21 protein-coding genes are annotated in these 26,443 nt (G+C 53.1%); 10 read left to right on the forward strand and 11 right to left on the reverse strand.

Annotated features, from left to right (window positions below; genetic code table 11):
• Window positions 1-99 precede the first annotated feature (99 nt).
• From QWI17_RS16265 to QWI17_RS16285, 5 genes are all read left to right on the forward strand, one after another.
• Window positions 100-684 (forward strand): SPOR domain-containing protein, encoded by a 585-nt coding sequence (locus tag QWI17_RS16265; protein WP_302723574.1) that lies wholly within the window; start codon window positions 100-102, stop codon window positions 682-684.
• A gap of 127 nt (window positions 685-811) precedes the next feature.
• Window positions 812-1,351: an ATP-dependent protease subunit HslV gene (hslV, locus tag QWI17_RS16270; protein WP_302723575.1), complete on the forward strand. Its 540-nt coding sequence runs from the start codon at window positions 812-814 to the stop codon at window positions 1,349-1,351.
• 13 nt (window positions 1,352-1,364) lie between these two features.
• Entirely contained in the window at window positions 1,365-2,684 is a 1,320-nt protein-coding gene (gene hslU, locus QWI17_RS16275) for an ATP-dependent protease ATPase subunit HslU (protein ID WP_302723576.1), read from the forward strand.
• Between the two features lie 67 nt (window positions 2,685-2,751).
• Window positions 2,752-3,135, forward strand: coding sequence for a gamma-butyrobetaine hydroxylase family protein (locus QWI17_RS16280; protein WP_302723577.1), 384 nt, complete (start codon window positions 2,752-2,754; stop codon window positions 3,133-3,135).
• A gap of 113 nt (window positions 3,136-3,248) precedes the next feature.
• Window positions 3,249-3,923 carry a hypothetical protein gene (locus QWI17_RS16285; protein ID WP_302723578.1) on the forward strand — a complete coding sequence of 225 codons (675 nt, stop codon included), beginning with the start codon at window positions 3,249-3,251 and terminating at the stop codon, window positions 3,921-3,923.
• 10 nt (window positions 3,924-3,933) lie between these two features.
• Here QWI17_RS16285 and QWI17_RS16290 read toward each other — a convergent pair whose 3' ends face one another.
• From QWI17_RS16290 to tfpB, 9 genes are all read right to left on the reverse strand, one after another.
• A complete protein-coding gene (locus QWI17_RS16290) occupies window positions 3,934-4,818 on the reverse strand; it encodes a glycosyltransferase family 9 protein (RefSeq protein ID WP_302723579.1) in 885 nt (294 codons plus the stop codon).
• 164 nt (window positions 4,819-4,982) lie between these two features.
• Entirely contained in the window at window positions 4,983-6,410 is a 1,428-nt protein-coding gene (hldE, locus tag QWI17_RS16295; protein WP_302723580.1) for a bifunctional D-glycero-beta-D-manno-heptose-7-phosphate kinase/D-glycero-beta-D-manno-heptose 1-phosphate adenylyltransferase HldE, read from the reverse strand.
• A gap of 16 nt (window positions 6,411-6,426) precedes the next feature.
• Window positions 6,427-8,199 (reverse strand): lipid A export permease/ATP-binding protein MsbA, encoded by a 1,773-nt coding sequence (gene msbA / locus QWI17_RS16300; RefSeq protein ID WP_302723581.1) that lies wholly within the window; start codon window positions 8,197-8,199, stop codon window positions 6,427-6,429.
• Between the two features lie 7 nt (window positions 8,200-8,206).
• A complete protein-coding gene (locus QWI17_RS16305) occupies window positions 8,207-8,986 on the reverse strand; it encodes a glycosyltransferase family 2 protein (protein ID WP_302723582.1) in 780 nt (259 codons plus the stop codon).
• A gap of 18 nt (window positions 8,987-9,004) precedes the next feature.
• Window positions 9,005-10,300 (reverse strand): O-antigen ligase family protein, encoded by a 1,296-nt coding sequence (locus tag QWI17_RS16310; RefSeq protein WP_302723583.1) that lies wholly within the window; start codon window positions 10,298-10,300, stop codon window positions 9,005-9,007.
• 148 nt (window positions 10,301-10,448) lie between these two features.
• The gene (waaF, locus tag QWI17_RS16315; protein ID WP_302723584.1) at window positions 10,449-11,483 is read right to left on the reverse strand and encodes a lipopolysaccharide heptosyltransferase II; all 1,035 of its coding nucleotides are present in this window, start codon (window positions 11,481-11,483) and stop codon (window positions 10,449-10,451) included.
• Between the two features lie 29 nt (window positions 11,484-11,512).
• On the reverse strand, window positions 11,513-12,442 hold the full coding sequence (locus tag QWI17_RS16320; protein ID WP_302723585.1) for a branched-chain amino acid transaminase: 930 nt from the start codon (window positions 12,440-12,442) through the stop codon (window positions 11,513-11,515).
• 66 nt (window positions 12,443-12,508) lie between these two features.
• Window positions 12,509-15,454, reverse strand: a complete 2,946-nt coding sequence (gene glnE, locus QWI17_RS16325) for a bifunctional [glutamate--ammonia ligase]-adenylyl-L-tyrosine phosphorylase/[glutamate--ammonia-ligase] adenylyltransferase (protein WP_302723586.1) — start codon at window positions 15,452-15,454, stop codon at window positions 12,509-12,511.
• A 115-nt stretch (window positions 15,455-15,569) separates the two neighbouring features.
• Window positions 15,570-17,345 carry a type IV pilus assembly ATPase TfpB gene (gene tfpB / locus QWI17_RS16330; protein WP_302723587.1) on the reverse strand — a complete coding sequence of 592 codons (1,776 nt, stop codon included), beginning with the start codon at window positions 17,343-17,345 and terminating at the stop codon, window positions 15,570-15,572.
• A gap of 160 nt (window positions 17,346-17,505) precedes the next feature.
• Here tfpB and QWI17_RS16335 point away from each other — a divergent pair, with 160 nt between their 5' ends.
• Both QWI17_RS16335 and QWI17_RS16340 read left to right on the forward strand, forming a co-directional pair.
• Entirely contained in the window at window positions 17,506-18,186 is a 681-nt protein-coding gene (locus QWI17_RS16335; RefSeq protein ID WP_302723588.1) for a TIGR00153 family protein, read from the forward strand.
• Between the two features lie 54 nt (window positions 18,187-18,240).
• Window positions 18,241-19,512 carry an inorganic phosphate transporter gene (locus tag QWI17_RS16340; protein WP_302723589.1) on the forward strand — a complete coding sequence of 424 codons (1,272 nt, stop codon included), beginning with the start codon at window positions 18,241-18,243 and terminating at the stop codon, window positions 19,510-19,512.
• A 57-nt stretch (window positions 19,513-19,569) separates the two neighbouring features.
• Here the strand turns inward: QWI17_RS16340 and QWI17_RS16345 are convergent, their stop codons facing one another.
• The gene (locus QWI17_RS16345; protein ID WP_302723590.1) at window positions 19,570-20,349 is read right to left on the reverse strand and encodes a hypothetical protein; all 780 of its coding nucleotides are present in this window, start codon (window positions 20,347-20,349) and stop codon (window positions 19,570-19,572) included.
• Window positions 20,350-20,497: 148 nt separating this feature from the next.
• Here QWI17_RS16345 and argE point away from each other — a divergent pair, with 148 nt between their 5' ends.
• From argE to ilvD, 3 genes are all read left to right on the forward strand, one after another.
• Window positions 20,498-21,658, forward strand: coding sequence for an acetylornithine deacetylase (argE, locus tag QWI17_RS16350; protein ID WP_302723591.1), 1,161 nt, complete (start codon window positions 20,498-20,500; stop codon window positions 21,656-21,658).
• Window positions 21,659-21,666: 8 nt separating this feature from the next.
• The gene (gene argA / locus QWI17_RS16355) at window positions 21,667-22,983 is read left to right on the forward strand and encodes an amino-acid N-acetyltransferase (RefSeq protein WP_302723592.1); all 1,317 of its coding nucleotides are present in this window, start codon (window positions 21,667-21,669) and stop codon (window positions 22,981-22,983) included.
• 119 nt (window positions 22,984-23,102) lie between these two features.
• The gene (gene ilvD / locus QWI17_RS16360) at window positions 23,103-24,944 is read left to right on the forward strand and encodes a dihydroxy-acid dehydratase (protein WP_302723593.1); all 1,842 of its coding nucleotides are present in this window, start codon (window positions 23,103-23,105) and stop codon (window positions 24,942-24,944) included.
• A gap of 120 nt (window positions 24,945-25,064) precedes the next feature.
• Here the strand turns inward: ilvD and QWI17_RS16365 are convergent, their stop codons facing one another.
• Window positions 25,065-26,441: a tetratricopeptide repeat protein gene (locus QWI17_RS16365; RefSeq protein ID WP_302723594.1), complete on the reverse strand. Its 1,377-nt coding sequence runs from the start codon at window positions 26,439-26,441 to the stop codon at window positions 25,065-25,067.
• Between the last annotated feature and the right edge of the window lie 2 nt (window positions 26,442-26,443).

Raw genomic sequence — 26,443 nt, forward strand, 5'->3', positions numbered from 1 at the left:
ATCCCGTCCTGCGTTAGCCGTAAAAACAAATAGCAGGTTCGCATTGCCCCCCGCGCATCGCCAGTCGTAAAATAGTGGCTTTTACTTAGAGCTAACTTGATGACCCGCGATTACGCTAAGAAAAAACGCCCCCCCGCCCAAGCAAAAAAAGCGGCACCTAAATCTCAGGTCCCCCCTTGGGTATGGCTGTTTATTGGCTCTATCCTCGGTGCCTTTATTATGTTTTTGGTGTATTTGTCAGGTGTACCACCTGTCGACCTAACGGCGCGCACGCCAGTGACAGAGCAGGCGCCCGCTGTCAGCGACACCACAGAGGAACCTGCCGCAGATCAACAAGAACTGCCCAAGCCACGCTTTGATTTCTATAAACTACTGCAGGAAAGCGAAGAAATTGTGCCCGCCACAGAGCCTGCAGAAACTGACTCGACAGCCGCAGCGCCCGTTGAGTATTTGCTGCAAGTGGGCTCTTTTCGCCGCGCCCAGGATGCTGATAATTTACGCGCGCAATTGATTTTGCTCAATCTTGACGCTTACACCGAGCGGGTTACGATACGTGGCGGCGAGCAGTGGCACCGAGTGGTGGTAGGCCCCTTTGACAATCAAAGCCGCATGTCCAAAGCACGCTCCACGCTGGTTTCCAACCGATATAGCGCCCTGGTACTCAAACGCAAAACTGAAAGTTAATTGCTTGCAGACGTATAACCAAGCCCGGTAAGGGCCACCGAGCTGCCTTGAAAATTTCAGGGCAGCCCCCATAAACGACCTATCTCTTAGCCAATACACTCAATATAACTCAGCTTAAGGAGTACTCGTGGAACAATACCGGGGTACCACTATACTATCCGTTCGCCGCGGCAATTCCGTCGTTATTGGCGGTGACGGTCAGGTGTCGCTCGGCAACACCATTATGAAAGGCAATGCGCGCAAAGTGCGCCGCCTATATCGCGATCAAGTCATTGCGGGCTTCGCTGGTGGCACGGCGGATGCCTTTACTTTGTTTGAACGCTTTGAAGCCAAACTCGAAGCGTATAACGGTCAGCTGACACGCGCCGCCGTAGAATTAGCCAAAGACTGGCGCACCGAACGCTCGCTGCGCCGCCTAGAGGCACTGCTCGCGGTGGCAGACAAAGAGGCCTCGCTAATCATCACCGGTAACGGCGATGTAATACAGCCCGAAGATGACCTGATCGCAATAGGCTCAGGTGGTGCATTTGCTCAGTCGGCTGCCCGCGCCTTGCTGGACAATACCGAGATGACCGCCGAAGACATTGTCAAAAAAGGCCTGACGATCGCCGGTGATATCTGTATTTACACCAATCACAATCACACCATTGAAACTCTGGAATTTTAACTGCGAGCTCATTATGTCCAGTATGACGCCACGTGAAATAGTTCACGAGCTAGACCGCCATATCGTCGGTCAGAACAACGCCAAACGCGCCGTTGCCATAGCCCTGCGCAACCGCTGGCGCCGCATGCAGGTAGACGCCGACTTGCGCGGAGAAATCACGCCGAAAAACATCCTGATGATTGGACCAACGGGGGTAGGTAAAACCGAAATTGCCCGTCGTCTGGCTAAATTATCCGGCGCGCCGTTTATAAAGGTGGAGGCCACTAAATTCACTGAGGTGGGCTACGTTGGCCGCGACGTCGAATCCATCATCCGCGACCTGGTGGAAAGTGCCATGAAAATGCAGCGTGAAACAGCCATGAAGCGCGTGCAACTAAGCGCCATGGAAGCGGCCGAGGAACGTGTGCTTGACGCCCTGCTACCCAAAGCGCGCGGTGAACAAGACAGCGACAGCGGTGCCAATACCAGACAGGTTTTCCGCAAGAAGTTGCGCGAAGGCGAGCTCGACGAAAAAGAAATTGAAATCGATCTGGCGGCCACACCTGTGGGCGTAGAAATCATGGCGCCTCCTGGCATGGAAGACATGACGAATCAATTGCAAAATATGTTTTCTTCGATGTCTAATGACCGCAAGCAAACCAGCAAAATGACGGTTAAACAAGCAATGAAAGCGCTCGAAGAAGAGGAGGCGGCCAAGCTGGTAAACAACGAAGACATTAAGGCCATGGCCATTGAATCGGTGGAGCAAAATGGCATCGTCTTTCTCGACGAAATCGATAAAGTTGCCAAGCGAGCCGACAGTGGCGGCGGTGCCGACGTTTCTCGCGAAGGTGTGCAGCGCGACTTACTCCCTCTCATTGAGGGCTGCACCGTCACCACCAAACACGGCATGGTGAAAACTGATCACATATTATTTATCTCCTCTGGCGCCTTCCATCTGTCAAAGCCCTCCGACCTTATCCCGGAATTACAGGGACGCCTCCCCATTAGGGTGGAACTCAGCGCTCTGACACCGGACGATTTTGAGAGAATTCTCACCGAACCATCTGCCTCACTGACCGAGCAACAGCAGGCTCTGCTGGCAACCGAGGGGGTGAAGATCGAGTTTAGCAAGGATGGTATTCGCCGCATCGCTGAAACCGCTTACGAGGTCAATGAACGCACCGAAAATATTGGCGCCCGCCGCCTGCACACCCTACTGGAGCGCCTACTGGAAGATATTTCCTTTGATGCAGGTAGCGACCAGCAGAGCTTTACCATCGATGCGGCTTATGTCGACAGTCATCTCAACGAGCTGGCTCAAGATGAAGACCTTAGCCGTTACATACTTTAAACGCTAAGTCACATGTCTATTTGAGTTGTTGACCTCTCAAATAGACATGGCCAATGAGCGCCGCTGCATGACACCAACCAAAGTAAAATTGCTACGCCAAAGCGCTGAACTCGAGCTCAGCTATGGCGACACCACCTTTCGCCTCGACGCAGAGTTCTTACGCGTACACTCACCGAGCGCCGAGGTTCGCGGCCATGGCGCGGGCAATGAAAAACTTCAGACAGGCAAAAGGCATGTACAGCTACAGGACTTAGAGGCCGTGGGCAACTATGGTATCAAACTGGTGTTTGATGACGGCCACGACAGCGGAATCTATACCTGGGCTCTACTTTATGAATTATGCAAAAACCATGATCAATACTGGGGTAAATATTTAACTGCACTTGAACAAGCAGGCCAGTCGAGGGACCCCGACGTACAACCTCTTAAGTTCCATCCTGTCAGCGACTAACCTTAGTGGCACCAGCTGATACGATCCTTTACCTACATAGAGTTTCGCAAAAAGCGGCCAAGCCAGCTACAATGCGTATTTTCCAGTCACGATAGCGCCCTTAGATAAAAGTAATGCAGACATCTCAATCTATTATTCCACTTCGCCCCTTGCGCTATATCTCCCTATTGGCCGCCATTTTGCTGGCTCAATTACTGATCATTAGCTATTACGTGAGCGGCCCTGATGAAATAGCACAAGCCGCAGCTCAGGAAGGCAACCTGATTGATTGGTCGTCAGCCCTAGGATATTTTATTGGCGTCGCCACCATGCTCATCTTTGGCGGTTACCATGTCATTCGCTACCACTGGCCCCTAATGCTTTCGCTCGCTTTGTTAGGCATGCGCGAGTTAGACCTAGACAAGAAATTTTCCACTTATGGCTTGTTTAAATCGGCCACCCTTAAAGCGAGTGACGTGTCACTGTTAGAAAAGGGCATTACCATCGTCATTATTGCTGCTATTGCATCGCTCACCATATTGCTGATCAAGCGTTACTGGAGGACGCTGATCTCGAGCTTTTTTCACTTAGAAGCGGTTTCTTTTATAACCTGCTTCGCGGGTGGCATGCTTGTCTTGGCCAGAACACTGGATGGCATTAGCCGCAAGGCGGCTGATTTTGGCGTAGTTGTTACGCAGCACAATGAGATACTCACCACCATCGCCGAAGAGGTACTGGAGCTCGGAGCTCCTTACACGTTTATTTTGGCGTTTTTTGCTTATCGAAGAATTTACTTAGCCGCCCGCTAAAATCTCCAAATCAATTTATTTGCGCGCGCCCCTTTACTCGCCGGAAACCACTCATCACGCGCTGAGGGCTCAGGGCGCGCTTCCAGAACCGGCTTTTCAGCGGACGGCAAAACAACCACGATGGTGCCAGTATCACTTCATTGACATGCCACGACGGCGCCCACAGCCTCGCGGTACCTTTGCGAATAGCAATGGTTGCCGTAGGCACCCCTAGACACGATGCCAAATGCCCCAGGCCCGAGTCACAACCGATAAAGTATTGACTCTCGGCCAGAAAGCCTGCCACTTCTGACAGAGACTCAAAACATGCCACTTCATAACCTTGCTCTATAGCGCGTTGCCAGTCGGGTCGTTCATTAGGTGCAACCACCAGTACCGGCTTCAAGCCATCACGTCGCAACGCTTCTGCCAACCGTAAAAACTTCTCCTGCGGCCAAATTTTAAATGGGTCCACTGAGGTGGGGTGAAGCACTACCCTATTCTCGAGTCGCCCCGTTGTCTTGACTGATGCAATGCCATTATCCCTTACTGGATTAGCAATACCCCAATGACACCGACAATAATCCAATTGAATATCAACCATTGACTTCGATGACCGGAACAACTCAGACTCGCTCATCACTTCAACGTGACGGTGGTGACTTTTTAAGTCTGAAACAAACGGGCGATCAAACAGCACTACGACTCGTTCGAAATCCTGCCAATCAACCTTGCTTTTGAATGTGTGTGGGTAAGACCGAATTGAAAAGCCCGGAAACCAATCCCGCAATTGGAACAGATAATCACTAAATACCGTCACCGTATAACCTGCCCGACACAAATTATTAACAGCCACCATGCCGATAAGAGAATCCCCCATACGATCACTGCTGACAAATGCGATTTGCTTTTCCATACAATACGTCCTGTACTATAAAATCGGATAAAATTTTCACCAACAAACACAAACACCCATGGCAACGGCAATGTCACCAGGGGTCAATGTGATTTGTTATAATAATTAGAGAGTATTTCTATTGAGACACGCGATCAGTAACGCTAAAGATCTTGTTTACGCTTTTAAGATGTTTCGTGGATTTTCTCAATAATGCCCGTCGTCGAGCAGTTTTCGTAAAAGTTGAGCACTGCAACTTCTCCGCCATAGGCTTTGACAATTTCCCAGCCTACCACTTCAGTTTCGGAGTAATCTCCGCCTTTCACCAATACATCGGGTTTAATTAGGCGCAGTAACTCTTCGGGCGTATCGTCAGAGAAGCTAATCACCCAGTCGACAGCCTCCAATCCTGCCAATACCGCCATACGCCGCTCAACCGGATTAATAGGGCGCGACGGGCCTTTCAAACGGGATACAGATTCATCGCTGTTAATGGCAACGACCAAGCGGTGGCCCTGCTCACGCGCCTGCTCCAAGTAACCAACATGGCCTGCATGTATAATATCAAAGCAGCCGTTAGTGAATACAACCTTCTCACCCTGTTGTCTGACTTCCTCCAGCGCAATAAGTAACTGATCTACGCTCACTACACCGCGTTCAACTCCACGCTCCATACCAACCGCACGACGTAGCTCCGGACCACTAATGGTCGCAGTACCCAGCTTGCCCACCACAATACCCGCTGCCACATTGGCAAGCCCTGTTGCTTCCGGCAGCGAATAGCCCGCCGCCAGAGAAGATGCTAACACTGCAATAACTGTATCGCCAGCGCCAGTTACATCGAACACTTCGCGCGCTCTTGCGGGCAAATGCAGTTCAGGTTGATTGGGGCGCAACAGTGTCATTCCATGCTCACCTCGTGTCACTAACAGCGCCGACAACTCCAATTCTTGCATCAGCTGTGATGCTTTATCCACCAAGACCTGCTCAGTAGGGCAAGCGCCGACAACGATTTCCAGCTCGTGAATGTTCGGTGTAAGCAATGTCGCGCCTCTATAGCGAGAGAAATCACTGCCCTTGGGGTCGACCAACACCGGTACCTGTTGCTCGCGCGCAGCCGCAATCAATGCCTGGCAGTTTGCCAACGAGCCTTTGGCATAATCTGACAAGACCATGACGCCAGCCCCAGACAATAGTTGACGAGCCTTGTCCGCAAATTTCGAGCAGTCATCTGGCCCAAAAGACTGTTCGAAATCCATGCGAATTAATTGCTGGTGACGGCTCATAACACGCAGCTTAGTAATAGTTGGCTTATCTACAGAAACCTGAAAATCTGTCAAGATTCCCGCTGCACCTAACTGGCCACGCAGCACTTCGGCGGCCTCATCCCGGCCAACGACGCTCACCAAGGAGGCGGCCGCACCCAGCGCTGCAATATTGAGCGCAACATTACCAGCGCCACCGGCCCGGTCATCGGTCGTATTTACTTTGACAACAGGAACCGGCGCTTCAGGTGAAATTCGCGAAGTCTCGCCCACCCAATAACGATCGAGCATGACATCGCCAATAACCAGAACTTGCGATTGATCATAACGTGGTGACGGCAGTTGCATACTAATTTTCCAGCGGTTAAAGAGTCAGTGAATCGGATTGATTGGCGTTGTGCAAACGCGTGTAATGACCTTGCTTTTTCATCAATTCAGTGTGCGTCCCGGTCTCGACAATTTCGCCCTGATCCATCACCACAATAACGTCAGCTTTCTCAATCGTGGATAAACGATGTGCGACAACGAAAGTGGTGCGCCCCTTGGACACAGTTTCCAGAGCATTTTGAATATGCCGCTCGGATTCATTATCCAGTGCTGATGTAGCCTCATCCAAAATCAAAATAGGCGCATCTTTTAAAATCGCGCGGGCAATGGCCAGCCGCTGACGTTGCCCACCGGACAACTTGGCACCACCTTCGCCAATAAATGTATCGTATCCCTCGGGCAACTGCTCAATAAACTCCGAAGCAAAAGCGAGATCAGCGGCATTTTTAATCTGCTCGATCGGTGTCTGATTGAGGCCGCCGTAGCCAATATTGTGGGCGACAGAATCATTAAAAAGCACCACTTGTTGAGTTACCAGAGCAATCTGCGAGCGCAACCCCTTTAAAGTGAAAGTCGTAATGTCAGTACCGTCAATTAAAATACTCCCCTGCGCACCACCGTAGAAGCGCGCTAAAAGATTGACCAAAGTCGACTTGCCGCTGCCCGAGCGCCCGACCAGAGCGACAACCTGCCCAGGCTCGACATTTAAGTTGATGTTGCTGAGTGCCTCTCGATCGCTACCTTTGTAGCGAAAGCTTAAATTATTAAACTCGACCTGGCCGCGAATATTTGTCGGTACATGCTTGCCATTGTCTTCTTCAGGTGTCTCGTCAAGCACTTGAAAAATACTGTCAGCTGCCGCAACCCCTTTTTGAATCATAGGTACGGTTTCACTCAGCTGGCGCATGGGTTTGAGCACCATACCTACCGCAAGAAAGTAGGCAACAAAAGCACCCGCATCCTGAATTTGCATTTGGCCCAGTGCAACCCACAACAAGCTGGCCATTGCCAGTGAAATCAAAATTTGAATCAAAGGGGTATTGAGTGTTGAGGTCAGAACAATTTTTATATTTTGCACATAGTTGCGCCAGCTTGCTTCGGCAAACCGAGACTTCTCGTATTCTTCGCCACCAAAGCTGCGCATCACCCGATAGCCATTAACCATCTCTGAGGTTACCTGTGTGATATCACCCATGCTGTGCTGTACTTTCGTGCTGAGGCGCCGCAATCGCTTACCCACAAAACCAACCAACGCAGCGATTACGGGTACCACCCCCATCATCAATAGTGTTAGCACCCAATCCTTGTAAAAGAGATAACCCAAAAGAGCAACCACTGTCGTCCCTTCACGAATAATGGTTTTTAACGCCTCGGTGGAAGCGGTGGTTACATTGTTAACATTAAAATTTATCAGGGAAATCAATTGCCCCGAATCATTGCGCTCATAATACTCGCCGGGCAAGTAGACCATATGGTTGAACAGCTTCACTCGAAGCGTATCAACAATGCGAAAAGAAACCTTGGCAATGAAAAAATTGCCAATAAATCCGCCAAACCCGCGCACAAAAATAATGGCAATTATTATGGCAGAGGGGTGCCATAATGGTGGGCGCTGCTCGGCCTCAATAAAGTTAAGCAGATACTCCATATACTGCGCCATTGCCGGCTGGGAAGCAGAGTAGACTATAAAACCCAAGACACTGATCAAAAAGCTCATCCAGTGCGGCTTGATATAGGCAAGTAGCCTTAGATAGACGGAGAGCGACCCCGTGCCCGACGTTGTGTTCGGTGAGTTTTTAGAGGAAGCCATAGTACCCTTAACGGTCGCCAACTGGAGGGTCGGCTTTTGTGCGAACCCAAAGATCCGCGTATTTTACAAAAGTCGCATGGGACATCACCAGCGCTATCAGCAATCCTTGCCCACCATCAAGAAATCCACGGCGCAGCACGTACATGCGGATAAAGCAGAAAAAACCATGCAGGCAGGCGCCAAACAGAGACGCTTTACGGCCGTTGGCCGCCCTGGCAACCGCCCAGTGTTCAGCATAAAGGGCCGACTTAGTCACCAGGTGACGGACACTGTCGTAAACATAATGCAATAAATCGCCCGAAAGGCGCTTTACGGGCAACCGACTGGAATTTTGTAACCGCTCATGGACATACGTGTCATCAAAGCTCGCCCGCTCACGCGGGTACAAACGAGGAATCCAGTCCGGATACATATCCGTGTGCTTCATAAAACGACCAAAGCACCAACTCAGACGGTTTAATTCGTAAATGGCGTCATCGCCCTGAATAACCCGTTCAATCTCCTTGGCCAATTCCGCGCTAACCCGCTCATCTGCGTCGATGCATAAAATCCAGCGCCCCCTTGCCAGCCTTTGCGCGCGTTGGCGCTGCACACCAAACCCTTGCCAGTCGGCGGCAACTTCAACCCGTGCGCCAAGCTCGTGCGCGATCGGCACCGTATTATCGGTACTGCCAGCGTCCACAACCACAATCTCATCAGCAAATTGCAGACTTTTTAAACATTCGGAAAGCTTATCCTGTTCATTTTTTACAATCAGGACAGCACTGAGCAGCACTGACTCGGACATAACTGAGGGGTATCCGTGTTATTCGCTGTGGACTTTAGGCTCAGCCAATCTTACATAGCCCCAAAGTACCACCATAAAAAAGGCAAAGAGTGTAACGCCACTGTTGTGACGGAGAAAGGCCTGCGTGAAACCAAACATAATCACACCAGTGACCAACAGCAAGCCACACAAAGAAAACGCCCGCAACCTATAGTCCTCAGGCGAAGCACGCAACGATACACGTGCGAACACTATTAACGGCATGAGATACACCGCCAACAAAGCAATAACGCCTAGCGCCCCACGCTTCACCAAGGTATCAAGAATGTCATTGTGCAGGTGGTCTAGCTCGGCTACCTGGGTGCGTGAGGCTGCATCCGATATTAACTGCACCAAGGGCTCGACATACCCGGTTTCGCCCCAACCCATCCAGGGCTTTTCGGACGCCACAGCCAGTGCTGCGCGCCACATTTCCAGGCGAACCCCTATAGACTGGTCGACGTGTGTGCCTTGCATATAGCCGCCTAGACCAGATGACATTTGCTCTATACGCAGCTGCACTCCGGTTTGCGGAATAAGGTATAAGGTCACCACTAGCGCGGTCATTAGTGTCAAGCCAATCAACAAAAACCGACGCTGCATGCGATGACGAAAACACAAGTACAACAACCCCAACAGAAACGGCAATGCCACCCAACCGCCACGCGCTCCCGAAAAGAACGATGCTGCCAAACCCATCACGGCGGCTAGTATCAACAACCAAACCCAGCGCCTTGGACAGGCCTGCTGATGTGCCCACCCCAGCCCTGCAAGGCACATACACCCCATGAGTAGACATAAGTTGCCAAATTGAATGGCGTTCATAAAGCCCTGGGCACGCGGTAAATCTGTTTGCAACAACTGCCACAGCGCTACCATACCACCGAGAATGGTGCCTATCGCCAAGCCAAGCCACCAGCTACGCTCAGAAGGTTTAAACCCTATAACCGCTAAAAATACAAATATACCCAACAAAAACCGACTGGGCTCCTCAAAATATCTGGAGGCAGACCCGTGATACTGAATAATGACAAAGTGCGCTATGACATAGAACACTAAAGCCGATAAGATCCAGAGATCTTCCCGAGTCAAGCTCAGTGCGGGGCGAAACCACAACAGCAGTGGAATACAGGTAAGACACAGCAGTGCCGAGCCGTACGAGTATCCTGAAGGCAAAACGAAACACAGCACACACGTCAAAGCGATGCAGCTCGCAACAAAGCGACTGCCTTTAGGGGAAGGTAACGAGATGCCAGTAGTGGTTGGCATGTATTTGTAATCCGGCTCTATAAACATGCGCGTATCTATTCTTAATTTTAGCAAACTCCATTGTGCGACCACTAAGTTGAACCTAACCTGAACAAATTGGCCGCATGTCATTGAAACACAAGAAGCCACAGCCCCCCAGTCCCAGTCGCTAATTAAATGTTAAAAAACGCAACCGCTAAATTGAAACAAGGGAGCGCACGGCGTCAATAACTTGTGCCGGCGCTAAGTCGACCAAACACTTTTGGTGCGTCAAAGGGCACTGTCGGGCAAAGCAGGGCTGGCACGACAGCGACAATGACACAGTTTTCACCTTGTCCCCCAAAGGAGGGGTGAATGCGGTACTGGTGGAACCATACACAGCTACCAGCGGCCGCCCCAGTGCCGCCGCAATATGCATTAAGCCAGAGTCATTGCTCACTACTGCGTCACTGGCTGCCAGCAAATCAATAGCATCGGCAAGGGTGGTTTCCCCCGCCAAAGAGTATACCTGCGCGCGGGAGGACTCGGGCAAATGCGCCACAATGTCTTGCGCAACGGGGGCATCCTTCGCTGAACCAAACACCCAAACCTGCCAACCGGCTTCAATTTGCGCTTGCGCCAACGCGGCGTAGTGTATAGCAGGCCAGCGCTTGGCTGGACCAAATTCAGCGCCTGGACACAAGGCTAATACCGGCGAATCCGTACGCAGATTATATCTGTGTAACAGCGAAGGCAAACGAGACTGATCACTGCTTAGCGATGGCCAGGGCGCAGCCAGCTGAGACGGCGCCGAGGATGGAGCACCCAGCGCGACGAAACGATCGACCATCAACGGGAATTGCTCTTTATCGAGCGTGCGAATGTCATTCAACAAGCCATAACGCCATTCGCCGCGCCACCCGGTACGCACCGCAATACCGGCAAATGCCGGAACTAAGGCCGATTTAAGTGAATTGGGTAGGACAATCGCCTGATCATAACCGCTTTTGGCGAGCTCGCGCGCTAAACGCCAGCGCGCCTTTAGCATGACCTTGCCATGGCCAACGGGCATATCAATGCTAGTGGCTACCTCGGGCATGCGCTCGGTAATAGGGCGGCTCCAGGCCGGCGCCAATACGTCAATGTGCATATCCGGGGAGTGCCGACGCAGCGCCTTAAATAAGGACTGCGCCATCACCATATCGCCCACCCAAGAAGGGCCGACGATCAGTACGCGTTTCGCTGTACTCACTTACGACTTCTCACGCCAAACAGCGGGGCTCAACCCTTAACAGGGGCCAGCCAGCCTTTGTGCTGTGACAAGCGCCCTTTGACTGCATCGAAATACAGAGACTGCAGCTCGGTCGTCATGGGGCCTCGCTTACCTTCGCCAATCATGCGGCCATCAAGTTCGCGAATCGGTAGAACCTCAGCGGCGGTTCCGGTAAAGAACACCTCATCGGCCACGTACACCTCATCGCGGGTAATGCGTTTTTCACGCACTTCATACCCGCATTCCGCCGCCAGATTAAAAATGGTATTACGGGTAATACCATCCAGGCACGACGTCAGCTCCGGGGTGTAAATGATCTTATCGCGAATGACAAAAACGTTTTCACCGCTGCCCTCTGCCACATAGCCTTCGTTATCCAGCAACAGAGCCTCTTCACAGCCGCTATCCAGAGCCTCCTGCAAGGCCAACAACGAGTTGATGTAGTGGCCATTGGCCTTAGCCTTACACATGGAAATGTTCACGTGGTGACGGGTATAGCTCGATGTACGTACCTTAATACCCAGATCGCGCGCCTCCGGCGACATGTACGAAGGCCAATCCCAAGCTGCGACCATCACGTGCACTTTGAGGTTGTCGGCGCGCAACCCCATACCTTCGGAGCCGTAAAACACCATCGGCCGCAAGTAGCTTTCATGCAAGCCATTCTCACGCACCACTTGTTTTTGGGCTTCGTTCAACACGTCTTTGCCAACCGGCATCTTCATGCGCATGATATGCGCCGAGCGGAACAAACGGTCAGTGTGCTCCTGCAAACGGAAAATACAGGTGCCATCTTCAGCGGTTTCATAGGCACGCACGCCTTCAAACACACCCATGCCATAGTGCAAGGTGTGGGTCAGTACATGCACCTTAGCGTCACGCCAAGGTACCAGTTCGCCATCCAGCCAAATTACGCCATCGCGATCGGCAAGTGACATAGCCAACTCCTAAAAAGTCTCAATTGTCATTCGGGAAAAAGATCAAGGCCCAATAACGCACCCAACCTAAGCTGTCGCATCGAGCATTAACTGTCGCCAGTGCCCAGTAACCTGCTCACGCTCTTGAGCGAAAGCATCGTCACCTTGCAGTACCACCTCTTGTCGCTGTAGCGCGAGGCGGTGACCGGTGGATCGATAAGCCTTGTAGGCGTCAATCAATTGCGAAACCACCTCACCGGGCAGCAAAGCCTCTTGCTCAAGGGTTTCGAGTATGCGGATGTTGTCCGTGTACCGGGTGAGCGCAGGCGCTTTGTGGGCCCACGCTAAAACGGCGTATTGAACCATAAATTCAATATCAACGATACCACCACTGTCCTGCTTGAGATGAAATTTGTTGCTATCTGTACCGCTTCCGAGGTGGCCACGCATTTTTTCCCGCATATCCGTCACGTCTGTGCGCAGCTTGCCGAGATCGCGCTGCTCGCTAAGCAGCTCGGCGCGCGCGGCGTCAAAGCGCTGCGCCAACTCAGCACTGCCCGCTACCGGCCTTGCCCGCACCAGAGCCTGATGTTCCCAGGTCCATGCGTCAGTCCTCTGGTATTTTTCAAAAGCGCCCAAAGAGGTCACCAACATTCCGGAGTTGCCCGACGGCCGCAACCGCATATCCACTTCATACAGCTTGCCCGAGACGGTCTGCGTATCGAGAATATGAATAATTCGCTGACCAAGCCGGGTGTAGAAAGTAAGGTTATCCACCGATTTTTCACCGCTGGTCGCGCCTCCGGTATCGCCGTCATGCACAAACACCAAATCCAGATCCGAACCGTGCCCTAATTCAATGCCGCCGAGTTTGCCATAACCGACAACAATAAAGTTGGGCTCGCGCTCCTCTACACCATCGCTGCGGCGCGGGTAACCATGGCGCGCGGTCATTTGCTCCCAGGCCAACACCAGCACATGCTCCAGAATTGCCTCGGCGATGTAAGTTAAATAATCACTGACCTGCATAAGCGGCAGCGCTCCGGTTACCTCACTGGCCGCCACCCGCAAGGCATGAGCACTGCGAAAATAACGCAGCGTCTCCATATGCCCTTCCAGATCATCCCACCCAAAGCGCAGTAGCTCGCGCCTAAGCTCGTCCTGCAGAGCGTCGCGGTCAGGTGGGCTATAAAGGCTCTCGGGCGTCAGCAGTTCATCGAGCAGAATGGGGTGCTGGGCCAATTGATCCGCAATCCAGGGGCTTGCGGCACTCAAATGCACCATTTGCTTGAGCGCTGTGGGGTTTTCAACCAGAAGTACAAGATAGGCACTGCGCCTGGCCACCGACTCGACAAAGGGCAATATGCGCTTCAGTGTGTCGGCAAAATCGAGATCCGCCTCACTGCCAATGTGAATCAGCAGCCGGGGCACAAATTGATCAAGCCGACTGCGACTTGATGCCTGCATCGCTATTACCTGACGAGCGCCTTTCAATTCCTCCAACAACGCTATGACCGCACCACCTTGTTCGCAGCCATGCGCCGACAAAAACTCCAGCGCCTCTTCGCCTTGCAGTGAACCATCCCAGAGGCTACGCCAGTCATCCAACTCGCCTTCATCCAGAGTTTGGCTTTGATCCGGGTCGGCAATAACCTCCTGAAACTCGCGGTTGACGCACTGGCGCTGGGAGCTTAACTCCGCCAAAAAGGTTGGCCAGTCAGCAAAACCCATCACCGTAGCCAAGCGCAACTGGCCCTTTTCGTCCATAGGCAAGGACTGCGTCTGACGATCCTGAAAACCTTGAATGGCGTGCTCGGTATTGCGCAAAAAAATATACGCCCGGAGCAAAGCCTCGCCACTGCCTGGCGGCAGGTATTTTTGCGCCTCTAGCATCGGCAGCATTTTGCACACCTGCCGTTCACGCAACGCCACCTCACGCCCACCGCGTATCAACTGAAACAGTTGCACCACAAATTCGACTTCACGAATACCGCCCTCGCCTAATTTAACATCGAGGTCCATACCCTTGCGCTGCACCTGCCGGTTAATTAGACCCTTCATTTCACGCAGCGACTCAATCGCACTAAAATCCACGTACTGCCGGTAAGTAAAGGGAGCTAACATGCCCATCAAATCTTGACTGGCCAATTCGCCCCCCGGTGTCCAGGCAACGGGTCGCGCCTTGATCATGGCGTAGCGTTCCCAGTCGCGCCCCTGCGATTGGTAGTAGCTCTCCAGGGCATCATAATTTTGCACCAAAGCGCCACTCTGGCCGTGAGGCCGCAAGCGCATGTCCACCCGGAACACAAAGCCATCGGCGGTTTGCGCATCCAGAGACTGAATCAGCTTTTGCCCGAGCCGCACGAAAAACTCGTGATTAGACAGACTTTTTCGATCGCCATTGGTCTCCCCGGATTCGGGGTAGGCAAAAATTAAATCTATATCGGACGAAACATTCAGCTCCAGGGCACCCAATTTACCCATGCCCAATACCACCATAGATTGCACAGCGCCGGAATCGCGCCCGACAGGCTCGCCAAACCGCTTGACCAATGCCCGGTAGTGCCAATTCAGGGCGCTATCGATTAGGGTGTCGGCAAGCTTGGACAACTCGGCTGTGGTTTCCGACATACTTGCCTGACGGGTAAAGTCCCGCCAAACAATTCGCACCATGGCACGATTACGCGCTATACGTAGGGCCCGATCCAGAGCGGTATCATCGGCACAAGCTTCTAATTCCTGCGCCAGTTGCGTCAAATAGACATGACTTTGCGGCTGAAACAACTCACCACTGGTCATCAGCTGGGCCAAATGACCGGGGTTGCGAATACAGGTTTGCGCGACGAATTCACTCGTGGCTAACAGTCGATGCAACTGAGCCTCGAATTCATGCCAACTCAGAGGAACCGGACTTTGCTCCAGTACACTTTGTAAATCATCAAGGCCTGCAGAAGAAAAGGCCTGCTCCAATGCACTGCGCTGTCTTTGCGCATCATGAACAAGTGCATCGGGCAGTGGGGAAAGTGCAAACATCTAAACTCCAGCGCTATCGATTATTTCTGTTATGGTTGGCCGACTCTTCGAAATATTTTATGTGTGCCGCTCACACGAAACACCTGCTTTAATGGGCACTTAAACTCAGAGACAATTACCGCTCCGCCCGTTCCGGTGGCGGCGCTACGCGCAGCACCTCTTCCATGGTAGTCAGTCCCGCCGCTATCTTTTGCGCACCGGACAAGCGTAAGGTACGCATACCCTCGCGCATCGCCTGTTTACGCAGTGCCTGCAAATTACAGTTTTCGCCCACCATGTCTTTTACCGGGTCACTCATCAGCATGATTTCGTAAATACCCTGTCGGCCCAGGTACCCGGTATTGCGGCACTCCAAACAACCTACCGGGCGATACACGGTGTCCGGCATATTTACCTTCCAGGGTGACACCAGCGCATCCCAGTCATCGCGCTTCATCTCGCCGGGCTCTTTGCAGTGCGGACAGAGGGTTCGCACCAATCGCTGCGCCATAATGCCGAGCACTGTGGCGTTAATTAGGTAGGCGGGGACGCCTAAATCCAACAAGCGAGCGACAGATGCCGGGGCATCGTTGGTATGCAGTGTAGACAACACCAGATGGCCGGTCAGAGCAGCCTGTACGGCCATCTGCGCAGTTTCCAAATCCCGCATCTCACCGACCATAATAATATCCGGATCCTGCCGCATCAAAGTGCGAATGCCGGCGGCAAAGTCCAGCTCAATTTTGTGATGAACTTGAGTTTGATTGAAACTCTCTTCCACCATTTCTATCGGGTCTTCAATCGTGCTGACATTAACTTCGCTCGTCGCTAGCTTACGCAATGAAGAATAAAGCGTCGTGGTCTTACCCGATCCGGTGGGCCCTGTAACCAACACAATCCCATTGGGACGGGACAGCATGCCATCCCACCGTTTAAAATCGTCCCCCACTAGCCCCAAGTCATGAAAGCTTCGCAGCAACACCTCAGGATCAAAAATCCGCATTACCAACTTTTCACCAAACGCCGTGGGCAAAGTGGATAAGCGCAGCTCCACTTCGCTGTCATCCGCCCGCAAGGTTTTAATGCGGCCGTCTTGCGGCTTGCGCTTTTCAGCGATATTCATTCGCCCCAACACTTTAAAGCGACTGACGACGGCCATGGCTACACTGGCCGGAAACTCGTATACATCGTGCAATACCCCGTCAATCCGAAACCGCACGCGCCCGACCTCACGGCGCGGTTCGACGTGAATATCGCTGGCGCGCTGGTCATAGGCGTACTGCAATAACCAGTCGACAATATTGACAATATGCTTGTCATCGGCCTCTGCATCACCGAGCGATTTAAGCTCTACCAGCTGCTCAAAGTTGGTGACCACCGAGCTTTTGCCGCCACTGGCACCGGACACCGACCTGGCCAATGTATAGAACTCGATTTGGTAGCGGGTAACGTCGGCTGGGTTCGCAAAGACCTTCTTAATCTTGCGGCGGGCCACGTGCTCAACCTGCGGCTCCCAGCCCTCGACAAAGGGCTGTGCACAGGCGATCACGACCTCATCCGGCGTAACCCCCACGCAGAGAATTTCGTGGCGCTTGGCAAAGGCGTAGGAAACGACTGCGGTGACCTTAGGCACGTCAATTTTGAGTGGGTCAATATGAAAAATCGGCAGGTGGACGCGATCGGCCATCCACTGCGTAAGCGCCTCGCCATCGAGCAGCTTGCCCGCTCGACTGACATCTTCTACGTTTTGGGTGGCGATGTAGGCCAGAGGGTGCATCACCGACTGTTTGCGTGTGCGATTGGCCCCCAATAACACATTGGCGTCTTCCTGGCTCATCCGGCCATCGTTGACCAAATCATTGATCAACGAGCGTAAGTCCAACACCGCTTGCGCGGCGGCCTGTTGCTGCATAGCGGGCTCCCTGTGCCTTATGTAGTAATAGCGTTGAGTCGATTGTAGCCTCTGCAACTACCAGCCGTCACGACCAGATCGACAATCCGGCGGCCGTTTGGGGTGACCTCGGGGCATATAATTCATATACTGCGCGCTAATTCTACAGAAGGATATCAATATGGCCTTTAGTAACCCCTTTTCCAATATGTTTGGGCAGTCCCCGATTAAGCCCATGCAAGAGCACATGAGTGTCGCCGTTAAGGCCTCAAGTCGCCTATCTGACTTTTTTGAAGCGGTTATTGCTGGCGACTGGGACAAGGCCACCATAATCCAGAAAGAAATATCCGATATTGAGCATCAGGCCGATGACATGAAAAAGCAGTTGCGCCTGCACCTGCCCAAAAGCCTGTTCCTGCCTGTTCCGCGCACCGATTTGCTGGAATTGCTGAGCATGCAGGATCGCATTGCCAATAAGGCTCAGGATATCTCCGGTATTATGCTTGGCCGCAAGATGTCCATCCCCGCTACGCTCCAGCAAGATTTTGTCGAATTTGTAGATTCCGCACTGCACACCGCAGAACAGGCGCTGATCGCTATTAATGAGCTAGACGAACTGCTGGAAACCGGCTTTAGTGGCCGCGAACTCGATATTGTCGAAAACATGATCGAGAAGCTCGATCAGTATGAGCGCACCAATGACGCCCTGCAGGTGAAAATACGCGCAGCGCTGTTTAAGCTCGAAGCCAACCTACCACCGGTGGATGTGATGTTCCTTTACCAGGTCATCGACTGGATTGGTGAGCTGGCGGACCGCTCCCAATCCGTGGGTAGCCGCCTGCAACTGCTGCTGGCTCGCTAACCAATAGTATAAAAATTAACCGAACAACTCTGAAATCATACTGGGGAATGCCACATGACCGTTATCGCAGAATACGGCCAGATACTACTTATCCTCGCCTGCGTATTCGGCCTGTTTATGGCCTGGGGCGTGGGCGCCAACGATGTCGCCAATGCCATGGGCACATCGGTAGGCTCTAAAGCGCTGACCATTAAACAGGCGATTTTCGTCGCCATGATTTTTGAATTTTTAGGGGCTTACCTCGCCGGTGGCGCGGTAACTTCGACCATACGCAAAGGAATAGTCGACCCCGCGATAATGGCTGGCACCCCGGAACTCTTGGTATACGGGATGCTGTCGGCATTGCTCGCCGCTGGCACTTGGTTGCTGATTGCCAGCATATTAGGTTGGCCGGTATCGACGACCCACTCTATTGTCGGTGCCATCGTTGGCTTTGCGGCAATAGGCATCTCTACTGAGGCCGTGGCCTGGGGTAAAGTGCTCTCCATTGTCGCCAGCTGGGTGGTATCTCCGATGCTTGCCGGCACCATAGCCTTTTTTATATTTCGATCCGTGCAGAGGCTGATTCTCAATACCGAGGACCCCTTCACTCAAGCCAGGCGCTACATCCCATTTTATATGTTCGCGGTAGGCTTCTTGATCGCGATGGTAACCCTCCTAAAAGGGCTCAAGCACGTCTTCAAAGACTCTGGATTTTCTCTAAGCTTTCTCGAGAGCATGCTGATTGCCGGTGTCATTGGCGGTATCGTATGCGCCATCGGGGTTGTCATGTTGCGCCGCGTGGAGCCAGAGCAAGCCGACAGTGGCAATCGCTTTGCCAGTGTTGAGAAGATGTTTGCGGTACTGATGATCTTTACCGCTTGCGCCATGGCCTTTGCCCACGGCTCCAACGATGTAGCCAACGCCGTAGGCCCCATGGCCGCTGTAATCAACGTGGTGAAAACAGGCAGCGTAACCGCAAAATCGGCTATGCCGAGCTGGGTGCTGCTCATTGGCGGTGTCGGTATTGTGATTGGTCTTGCCACCTACGGTTTCAAAGTAATGGCCACCATTGGCAAAAAAATCACCGAACTGACCCCAAGCCGTGGTTTTGCCGCTGAGCTGGCAGCAGCTGCGACCGTAGTACTTGCCTCTGGTACCGGCCTGCCCATCTCCACCACTCACACCTTGGTAGGTGCGGTACTTGGCGTGGGCTTAGCGCGCGGTATTGGCGCGTTGAATCTTGGCGTTGTGGGCTCGATCTTTATGTCCTGGGTTGTGACCCTGCCCGCCGGTGCCGGCCTGGCCATTCTATTTTTCTTCTTCTTCAAGGGCATTTTCGGTTAAGCCCTGCGGGGGAGGGCCCGCCCCTCCCGCCACTTACCGAGCAGCCAAATTTACTGCCTAGTTAAACAAATTCGGCAGGGACGGGGCCTCGCTCGGCTCGCCGCTAATTTTCGACTCCGCACCACTGGCCCCGAACTCCAGCAAAGTCACCTCGGTGGCGGACGTGTCGCCATTGGTGGTGTTTTTTGATTGACTGGCAACAATGCCAAAGGGCACTTCAGTAGAGAAACACATTTCGGCCTCACTCTCGACCCGAAACGTTTTGAACATCACTTTCATTTCCGTATAGCCACTGCCACGCTGTACTTCGCATTTGAAGGTGCCAGCCGGCACGGTGACCTCTTTAGCGCCACCCTGCTGGAAGTCGTACTCCATTTGCGTTCCCATCGCCTGCAGCATAGCATCGGCCATAGCGCCGCCCCCGGAAATACGCATGGGCTGCTGATCGCCGGTCTGCATGATAATCTCGCTGCCGATACCACGCAGGTTGGTCATCACGTCGCCGGGGTCTCGGGTGAGTGCAGCTTCAGCCACCAACACTTTAATAATTGAGCGCTCCCCTTGTTGCTTACGCTTGCCTTTTTTCACCTGGTAGTTAGTTAGCTCAACCTCTATCCAGTAATGAGTATCGGCTCCGCGCGACTCCTGCCCGACCATTGAGGTACGCACAACCGCCACTGACTGCCGCCCTTTGTGGTCTGTGGTTGCCTCTTCACGCACCTGCCAGCTGCCCACCGGCGTAGCTGCCAAAAAGTCCAGCGCCGCGGCCACACTGGGCACGACTAACGCCGCCACCAACAACCATACCTTCAACCAAACACTCGATACTTTGTCCATATATCCCCCTGCCCCTTAAAAATGTAATACGCCATTAAATGACTATAGAGTTTCAGGGTTCAATGGCAAGTGTGTGACAGCTTTTCTTACCCATACCGCTGCATCTGTGTCTGTATTACACTGATGCGCTGATTTGTGGAGCACATCGATGTCACTCAACCTTAAACGTTACACCGACCACCTGCGCCAGTTGGTGGCCGAACCTTCCGTCAGTTGCGCCGTCCCCCGCTGGGACATGAGCAATCAGCGGGTAGTGGAACTGCTCGCCAACTGGCTCACCGAGCTCGGCTTTACAGCCGAGGTGCTGCCCGTCCCCGAGCACCCCGGCAAATTTAATATGCTGGCAACTTTGGGCAGCGGCGATGGCGGCTTAGTATTTGCCGGCCACAGCGATACTGTGCCCTATGATGAGCAGCGCTGGCAGAGCAACCCGTTTAGCCTGACTGAGCGCGATGGCCGACTGTTCGGACTTGGTGCGACCGATATGAAAGGGTTTTTCCCTGCCGTTCTCGAGGCCATTCGCGATATCGACAAAGGCAAATTACAGCAACCGGTCATAGTACTTGCGACTGCCGATGAAGAGAGCAGTATGAGCGGAGCTCGCCACCTGGTAGCGACCGGCGGCCTAAAGGCGCGCTATGCGGTGGTCGGTGAGCCTACCAGCCTGCAGCCCATCCATATGCACAAGGGCATTTTGATGGAATCCATCCGCGTTGTGGGCGCTGCCGGTCACTCCTCGAACCCCGCACTGGGTAACAGCGCTTTGGAGGCCATGCACGAGGTAATGGGCGAGCTGATGAGCTATCGCACCGAGCTGCAGGAACGTTTTTGCAACCCGGGCTTCTCAGTAGCCATCCCAACACTGAACCTGGGCTGTATTCACGGCGGCGACGGCGCCAATCGCATTTGCGGCGAGTGCGAGCTGCATTTCGATTTGCGCTCGACACCCGGCATGCACAATGACGAACTGCGCGAACAAATCAGCCGCAGACTTTCCCCTTTGGCCGAGCGGCGCAAAGTTGATATAGTTTTCTCAACGCTGTTTGAGGGTGTCGACCCGTTTTATCAGGACACAGATTCCGATCTGGTTAAAGCGTGCGAACGATTAACCGGGCAAACTCCCGCCAGCGTTGGTTTCGCTACCGAGGCACCTTTTTACCGGGAAATGGGTATGCAAACCGTGGTAATGGGACCCGGATCTATTGATCAGGCGCATCAAAGCAACGAATATATTGCTATCGACCAGCTCCAACCGGCCGTGAACAGCTTTAAAGGGTTAATTGAAACTCTGTGTATGGCAGACAGCTAGGGCAAAACATGAGTGACGACAATCAAACGGATTATGTAAAGTGGTTTCGCCACTCCTCGCCGTACATCAATGCCCACCGGGGAAAAACCTTTGTGGTCATGTTGCCTGGCGAAGCGTTGAGCCATGAAAATTTCAGCAACATCATTCACGACCTCGCGCTGCTGGCAAGCCTGGGGGTGCGCCTTGTATTGGTGCACGGGGCGCGCCCGCAAATTGATGCACGCCTGGCCTCCAGCAATAGCCCGTCACAGTTTCACAACAAGCTGAGAATTACCGACAGCGCCAGCTTAAGCGGCGTACTGCAAGCTATCGGCGAGGCCAGAATCACCATGGAAGCGGCTCTTTCCACTGGCCTGCCCAACTCGCCCATGCACGGCTCACGCATCGAGGTCATCAGTGGTAACTTTGTGTCGGCCATGCCACACGGTGTGATTGATGGCGTCGACTTACAACACACAGGCAAAGTTCGCCGTGTTAATACGCAACAGCTAGTGCGCTCTCTCGATGCCGGCGCCATCGCCCTGCTATCGCCACTGGGTTACTCCGCGACCGGCGAGGTGTTTAACCTGACATACGCCGATGTCGCGACGCACGTTGCAGCGGCTCTTAACGCCGACAAGCTTCTCGCGTTTTGCGATGCCGATGGTGTGTCTGACTCGCAGGGCTCACTGATCCGTCAGTTTACCCTCAATCAGTGCAAACAATATTTCGAACAGCGCGGAGGGCAGCTGCCCGAGCTGGTGGGGTTAGCACTACAGAGCGCCTACCTAAGCTGCCTGCAGGGCGTCAGACGTTCGCAGCTGGTTAATTTCACCAGAGACGGGGCTCTGCTAGGAGAGCTGTTTACTCGCGACGGCATGGGCACTATGGTCTATTCCGGCCACTATGAGCAGCTGCGCTCGGCAACCATTGAAGATGTCGGAGGCATACTTGAGCTGATCGCGCCGCTCGAAAGCGAGGGCATTTTAGTCCGTCGCTCGCGGGAGCTGCTGGAAACCGAAATCGACCAGTTTAATGTTATGGAGAAAGACGGCACCATAATCGCTTGCGCCTCACTCTACCCCTACGACGATATAGCCGAGCTCGCCTGCGTTGCCACGCACCCAGATTATCGCAAAGGTGGGCGCGCCCAGGCTTTGCTCGAGCAACTCGAACAGGGTGCCCGCGGCCGTGGAATTCGCCGCTTATTTGTTTTGACAACACAAACCGCCCATTGGTTTTTAGAACAGGGGTTTGTACCCGGCAAGATTGACGAGCTGCCAATGAAAAAGCAGTCACTCTACAATTACCAGCGCGGCTCTAAAATATTTTTCAAAGACCTCTAACGCAGCCAACCGGCGGCCCCATTTAGGCGTCGCCGGTTCTCGCCACGCCCTGAAATCTGGTATCCTTTCGGGTTAATCGATATGAGCCCAACGGGCTTTTTAGCAAATCCGGGGATACTATGCCTACCTACCGCTCCAGAACTACTACCGCCGGCCGCAACATGGCAGGTGCACGCGCGCTGTGGCGCGCCACGGGCATGAAAGACGATGACTTTCAAAAGCCTATCATTGCGATCGCCAACTCCTTTACGCAGTTTGTGCCAGGGCATGTGCACCTCAAGGACATGGGCCAGCTAGTTGCGCGTGAAATCGAAAAAGCCGGCGGTGTCGCCAAAGAATTCAATACCATTGCCGTTGATGACGGCATTGCCATGGGCCACGACGGCATGCTGTACTCGCTGCCGTCGCGCGACATTATCGCCGACTCCGTAGAATACATGGTGAATGCCCACTGCGCCGATGCGCTCGTGTGTATATCCAACTGCGACAAAATCACTCCGGGAATGTTAATGGCCGCCATGCGTCTCAACGTGCCCGCGATCTTTGTCTCTGGCGGACCGATGGAAGCCGGGAAAACCAAGCTGCTCGATCACGGCCTCGATTTGATTGACGCCATGGTAATGGCGGCCGACGACAGCGTTGACGACGAAACACTTGCCGAAGTAGAGCGCAGCGCGTGCCCGACCTGCGGCAGCTGCTCAGGCATGTTCACTGCCAACTCCATGAACTGCCTGACCGAAGCCTTGGGGCTTTCCCTGCCAGGCAACGGCACCATCGTCGCCACCCACGCTGACCGTGAGCAACTGTTTAAACGTGCCGGCCACCGCATTGTGGAAATCGCCAAACGCTACTACGAAGACGACGAAGAACACTTGCTGCCGCGGGCCATTGGCAGCAAAAAAGCTTTCGGTAACGCCATGGCACTGGACATAGCAATGGGCGGCTCTACCAATACTATTTTGCACTTATTGGCCGCCGCCCAAGAAGCCGAACTGGATTTCGGAATGACGGACATCGACCGCATTTCCCGTGAAGTACCTCAGCTTTGTAAAGTGGCTCCCAATACACAGAAGTACCACATTGAAGATGTACACCGCGCCGGCGGCATTATGGGCATTCTCGGCGAACTCGATCGGGCCGGTGTGCTCGACACTTCAGTGCCCACCGTTCACAGCGACACCATGAAAGAGGCGCTGGATACCTGGGACATTATGCGAGACCCTAGCCCCGAAGTGGTGGACTTTTTCAAAGCCGGACCCGGTGGCATCCCCACCCAAGTTGCCTTCAGTCAGGCCGCGCGCTGGCCCAGTTTGGATGGCGATCGCGAAACGGGCTGCATTCGTCATATTGATCACGCTTTCTCTACAGAGGGCGGGCTCGCAGTACTTTACGGCAATATCGCCGAGGACGGCTGTGTCGTTAAAACCGCGGGTGTGGACGACTCCATCCTGGTATTCGAAGGCCCGGCACACGTGGTCGAAAGCCAGGAAGCTGCCGTGGAAAATATACTGGAAGGCAAGGTCAAGGAAGGCGACGTAGTGATTATTCGCTACGAAGGACCGCGCGGTGGGCCGGGTATGCAGGAAATGCTTTACCCGACCAGTTATCTTAAATCTAAGGGTATGGGTAAAGCCTGTGCACTGCTAACCGACGGCCGCTTCTCCGGGGGCACTTCAGGACTTTCAATCGGCCATGCCTCCCCCGAAGCCGCCGCAGGAGGCGCTATTGGCCTGGTAGAAAGTGGCGATATCATTCGTATCGATATTCCCAGCCGCACCATCGACGTTAAGCTATCCGCGCGCGAACTGCACGAGCGCCGCGAACAGATGGATGCGCGTGAAAACCCATGGAAACCGGTAGAAGCCCGCCCGCGTAAAGTCAGTGCTTCGCTAAAAGCCTACGCCATGCTCGCCACCAGCGCCGACAAAGGCGCGGTTCGTGATTTGAGCAAGCTCGACTAGAAACGCGATTAAGCAACACTGCCTTAAAGCCTGCATACGCGGGCTTTTTTATATCCAGTAATCTTGCGGTATAAAAAAACCGGCCAGCGGCCGGTTTTTTTAGCGATGGTCTATGAAAAACTAGCCATCTTTCAGTGCATCTTGTCGCTTCTTCTCACCCTCAGTGAATTTGATCCACTGATTGGCAAACTGACGGCTGCGCTTATCACGTGCGGCTTTTTTGAAGGCTTCAATCGCGGCTTCAAAATTGCCTAACTCAAGCTCGGTTTGACCAATGGTCATATGAACCTGATCCGGGCGACTTAAACCGCCTTTCCTAAGTGCGCTTTTTGCCGCTGACGAAGCACCACTGAAATCGTCGCGCGAGAACAACAACCGAGCCAAATTAAACGACAGATCACCATCGTCTGATTTCGCGGCTGCGCGTTTCATCTCGACCAGAGCCTTCTCAGTTTCCTGAGCCAGACGCCAAGAATTCGCTAACAGCTCCAGGTTAGTAGCATCAGCTTTAACCAATTTGTCTTGGTTAATGGCTTTATCAAGAATTTTGGCGGCTTTGTAAGGCGCTTCATTCTCAATAAAGTAGCCGGCCAAACCTTTCAGTTCAGTCTCTTTTTTCAGACCGCCCATAACGTACATGGAATCTTGAGTGCGACTAAAGTTTTCCATTTCGCCGAGCTCATAATACAAGCTAGACAACTGCGACCAGTAACTCATCTTCGGGTAATGACGTACCATCGCTTTAACTACATTTAAAGTAGAGCGATAATCTTCCTTAAAGTAGTACATGGCGCGCAAAAAGCTCAGCCAATCCTCACGAGGAATTTTGCCATCGGCTTCAAACATGCTCACAGCTTGCAGCATGTTGGCCAGTGCTTTTTCTTGCTGGTCGGCACCATAGTAGATTTGCGCAAGCGTCGCGTACTGGCTGGCAGAAATCATTGCCACCATTTTCGACCACTTTTCCAAATACTCTACAGCTTTGGCTTCGTTCTCTTCCTGGGCATAAAGCTGACCCAAAAAGTAGTAGAACTGAGCTTCAGTACCGGCCGGTAAGTTCGGGCTCTGCGCAACCACTTTTTCGAAGTAGCGAATGGTATTCGCCATATCTTCGCGCTCGTAGTAGATCTGACCCAGCACCTGATACAGCATAGCCTTAGAATACGGGTTCAAATCCTCGACGTCCTCTTCCATATCCTTGGCCATTTCAAAGGCTTTGGCAGGATTTGGTTTGGCACCCTCTGCAACTTGCTCCTCAGTAGGCTCCAGTGTCGAGGTAATTTCACCATAATCTTTAATAAAAGACTGTGGCAAACCCGGCAAACGACGTGGATCTGGACGCTTTTCGGCGGGCTGCAACGCCTGCGCTTTCGCGGGCGCCACATCTAACGCATACACATCAGCTGAGCTAAGCAGCGCCATAGGCGCCGCAGCAATCACTGAAACAGCAACCGATTTACGCAAGGTGTTGGAAATTACGGACTTCAACTTCTTCATTT

This window comes from Gilvimarinus gilvus, assembly GCF_030518155.1.
Taxonomy (GTDB): Bacteria; Pseudomonadota; Gammaproteobacteria; order Pseudomonadales; family Cellvibrionaceae; genus Gilvimarinus; species Gilvimarinus gilvus.

Excerpts from the sequence above, each read along its gene's own strand:
- QWI17_RS16265 (WP_302723574.1), top strand. The coding sequence starts at position 100 with ATGACCCGCGATTACGCTAAGAAAAAACGCCCCCCCGCCCAAGCAAAA.
- hslU (WP_302723576.1), top strand. The coding sequence starts at position 1,365 with ATGTCCAGTATGACGCCACGTGAAATAGTTCACGAGCTAGACCGCCAT.
- QWI17_RS16280 (WP_302723577.1), top strand. The coding sequence starts at position 2,752 with ATGACACCAACCAAAGTAAAATTGCTACGCCAAAGCGCTGAACTCGAG.
- QWI17_RS16285 (WP_302723578.1), top strand. The coding sequence starts at position 3,249 with ATGCAGACATCTCAATCTATTATTCCACTTCGCCCCTTGCGCTATATC.
- QWI17_RS16290 (WP_302723579.1), bottom strand. The coding sequence starts at position 4,818 with ATGGAAAAGCAAATCGCATTTGTCAGCAGTGATCGTATGGGGGATTCT.
- hldE (WP_302723580.1), bottom strand. The coding sequence starts at position 6,410 with ATGCAACTGCCGTCACCACGTTATGATCAATCGCAAGTTCTGGTTATT.
- msbA (WP_302723581.1), bottom strand. The coding sequence starts at position 8,199 with ATGGCTTCCTCTAAAAACTCACCGAACACAACGTCGGGCACGGGGTCG.
- QWI17_RS16305 (WP_302723582.1), bottom strand. The coding sequence starts at position 8,986 with ATGTCCGAGTCAGTGCTGCTCAGTGCTGTCCTGATTGTAAAAAATGAA.
- QWI17_RS16310 (WP_302723583.1), bottom strand. The coding sequence starts at position 10,300 with ATGTTTATAGAGCCGGATTACAAATACATGCCAACCACTACTGGCATC.
- QWI17_RS16320 (WP_302723585.1), bottom strand. The coding sequence starts at position 12,442 with ATGTCACTTGCCGATCGCGATGGCGTAATTTGGCTGGATGGCGAACTG.
- glnE (WP_302723586.1), bottom strand. The coding sequence starts at position 15,454 with ATGTTTGCACTTTCCCCACTGCCCGATGCACTTGTTCATGATGCGCAA.
- tfpB (WP_302723587.1), bottom strand. The coding sequence starts at position 17,345 with ATGCAGCAACAGGCCGCCGCGCAAGCGGTGTTGGACTTACGCTCGTTG.
- QWI17_RS16335 (WP_302723588.1), top strand. The coding sequence starts at position 17,506 with ATGGCCTTTAGTAACCCCTTTTCCAATATGTTTGGGCAGTCCCCGATT.
- QWI17_RS16340 (WP_302723589.1), top strand. The coding sequence starts at position 18,241 with ATGACCGTTATCGCAGAATACGGCCAGATACTACTTATCCTCGCCTGC.
- QWI17_RS16345 (WP_302723590.1), bottom strand. The coding sequence starts at position 20,349 with ATGGACAAAGTATCGAGTGTTTGGTTGAAGGTATGGTTGTTGGTGGCG.
- argE (WP_302723591.1), top strand. The coding sequence starts at position 20,498 with ATGTCACTCAACCTTAAACGTTACACCGACCACCTGCGCCAGTTGGTG.
- argA (WP_302723592.1), top strand. The coding sequence starts at position 21,667 with ATGAGTGACGACAATCAAACGGATTATGTAAAGTGGTTTCGCCACTCC.
- ilvD (WP_302723593.1), top strand. The coding sequence starts at position 23,103 with ATGCCTACCTACCGCTCCAGAACTACTACCGCCGGCCGCAACATGGCA.
- QWI17_RS16365 (WP_302723594.1), bottom strand. The coding sequence starts at position 26,441 with ATGAAGAAGTTGAAGTCCGTAATTTCCAACACCTTGCGTAAATCGGTT.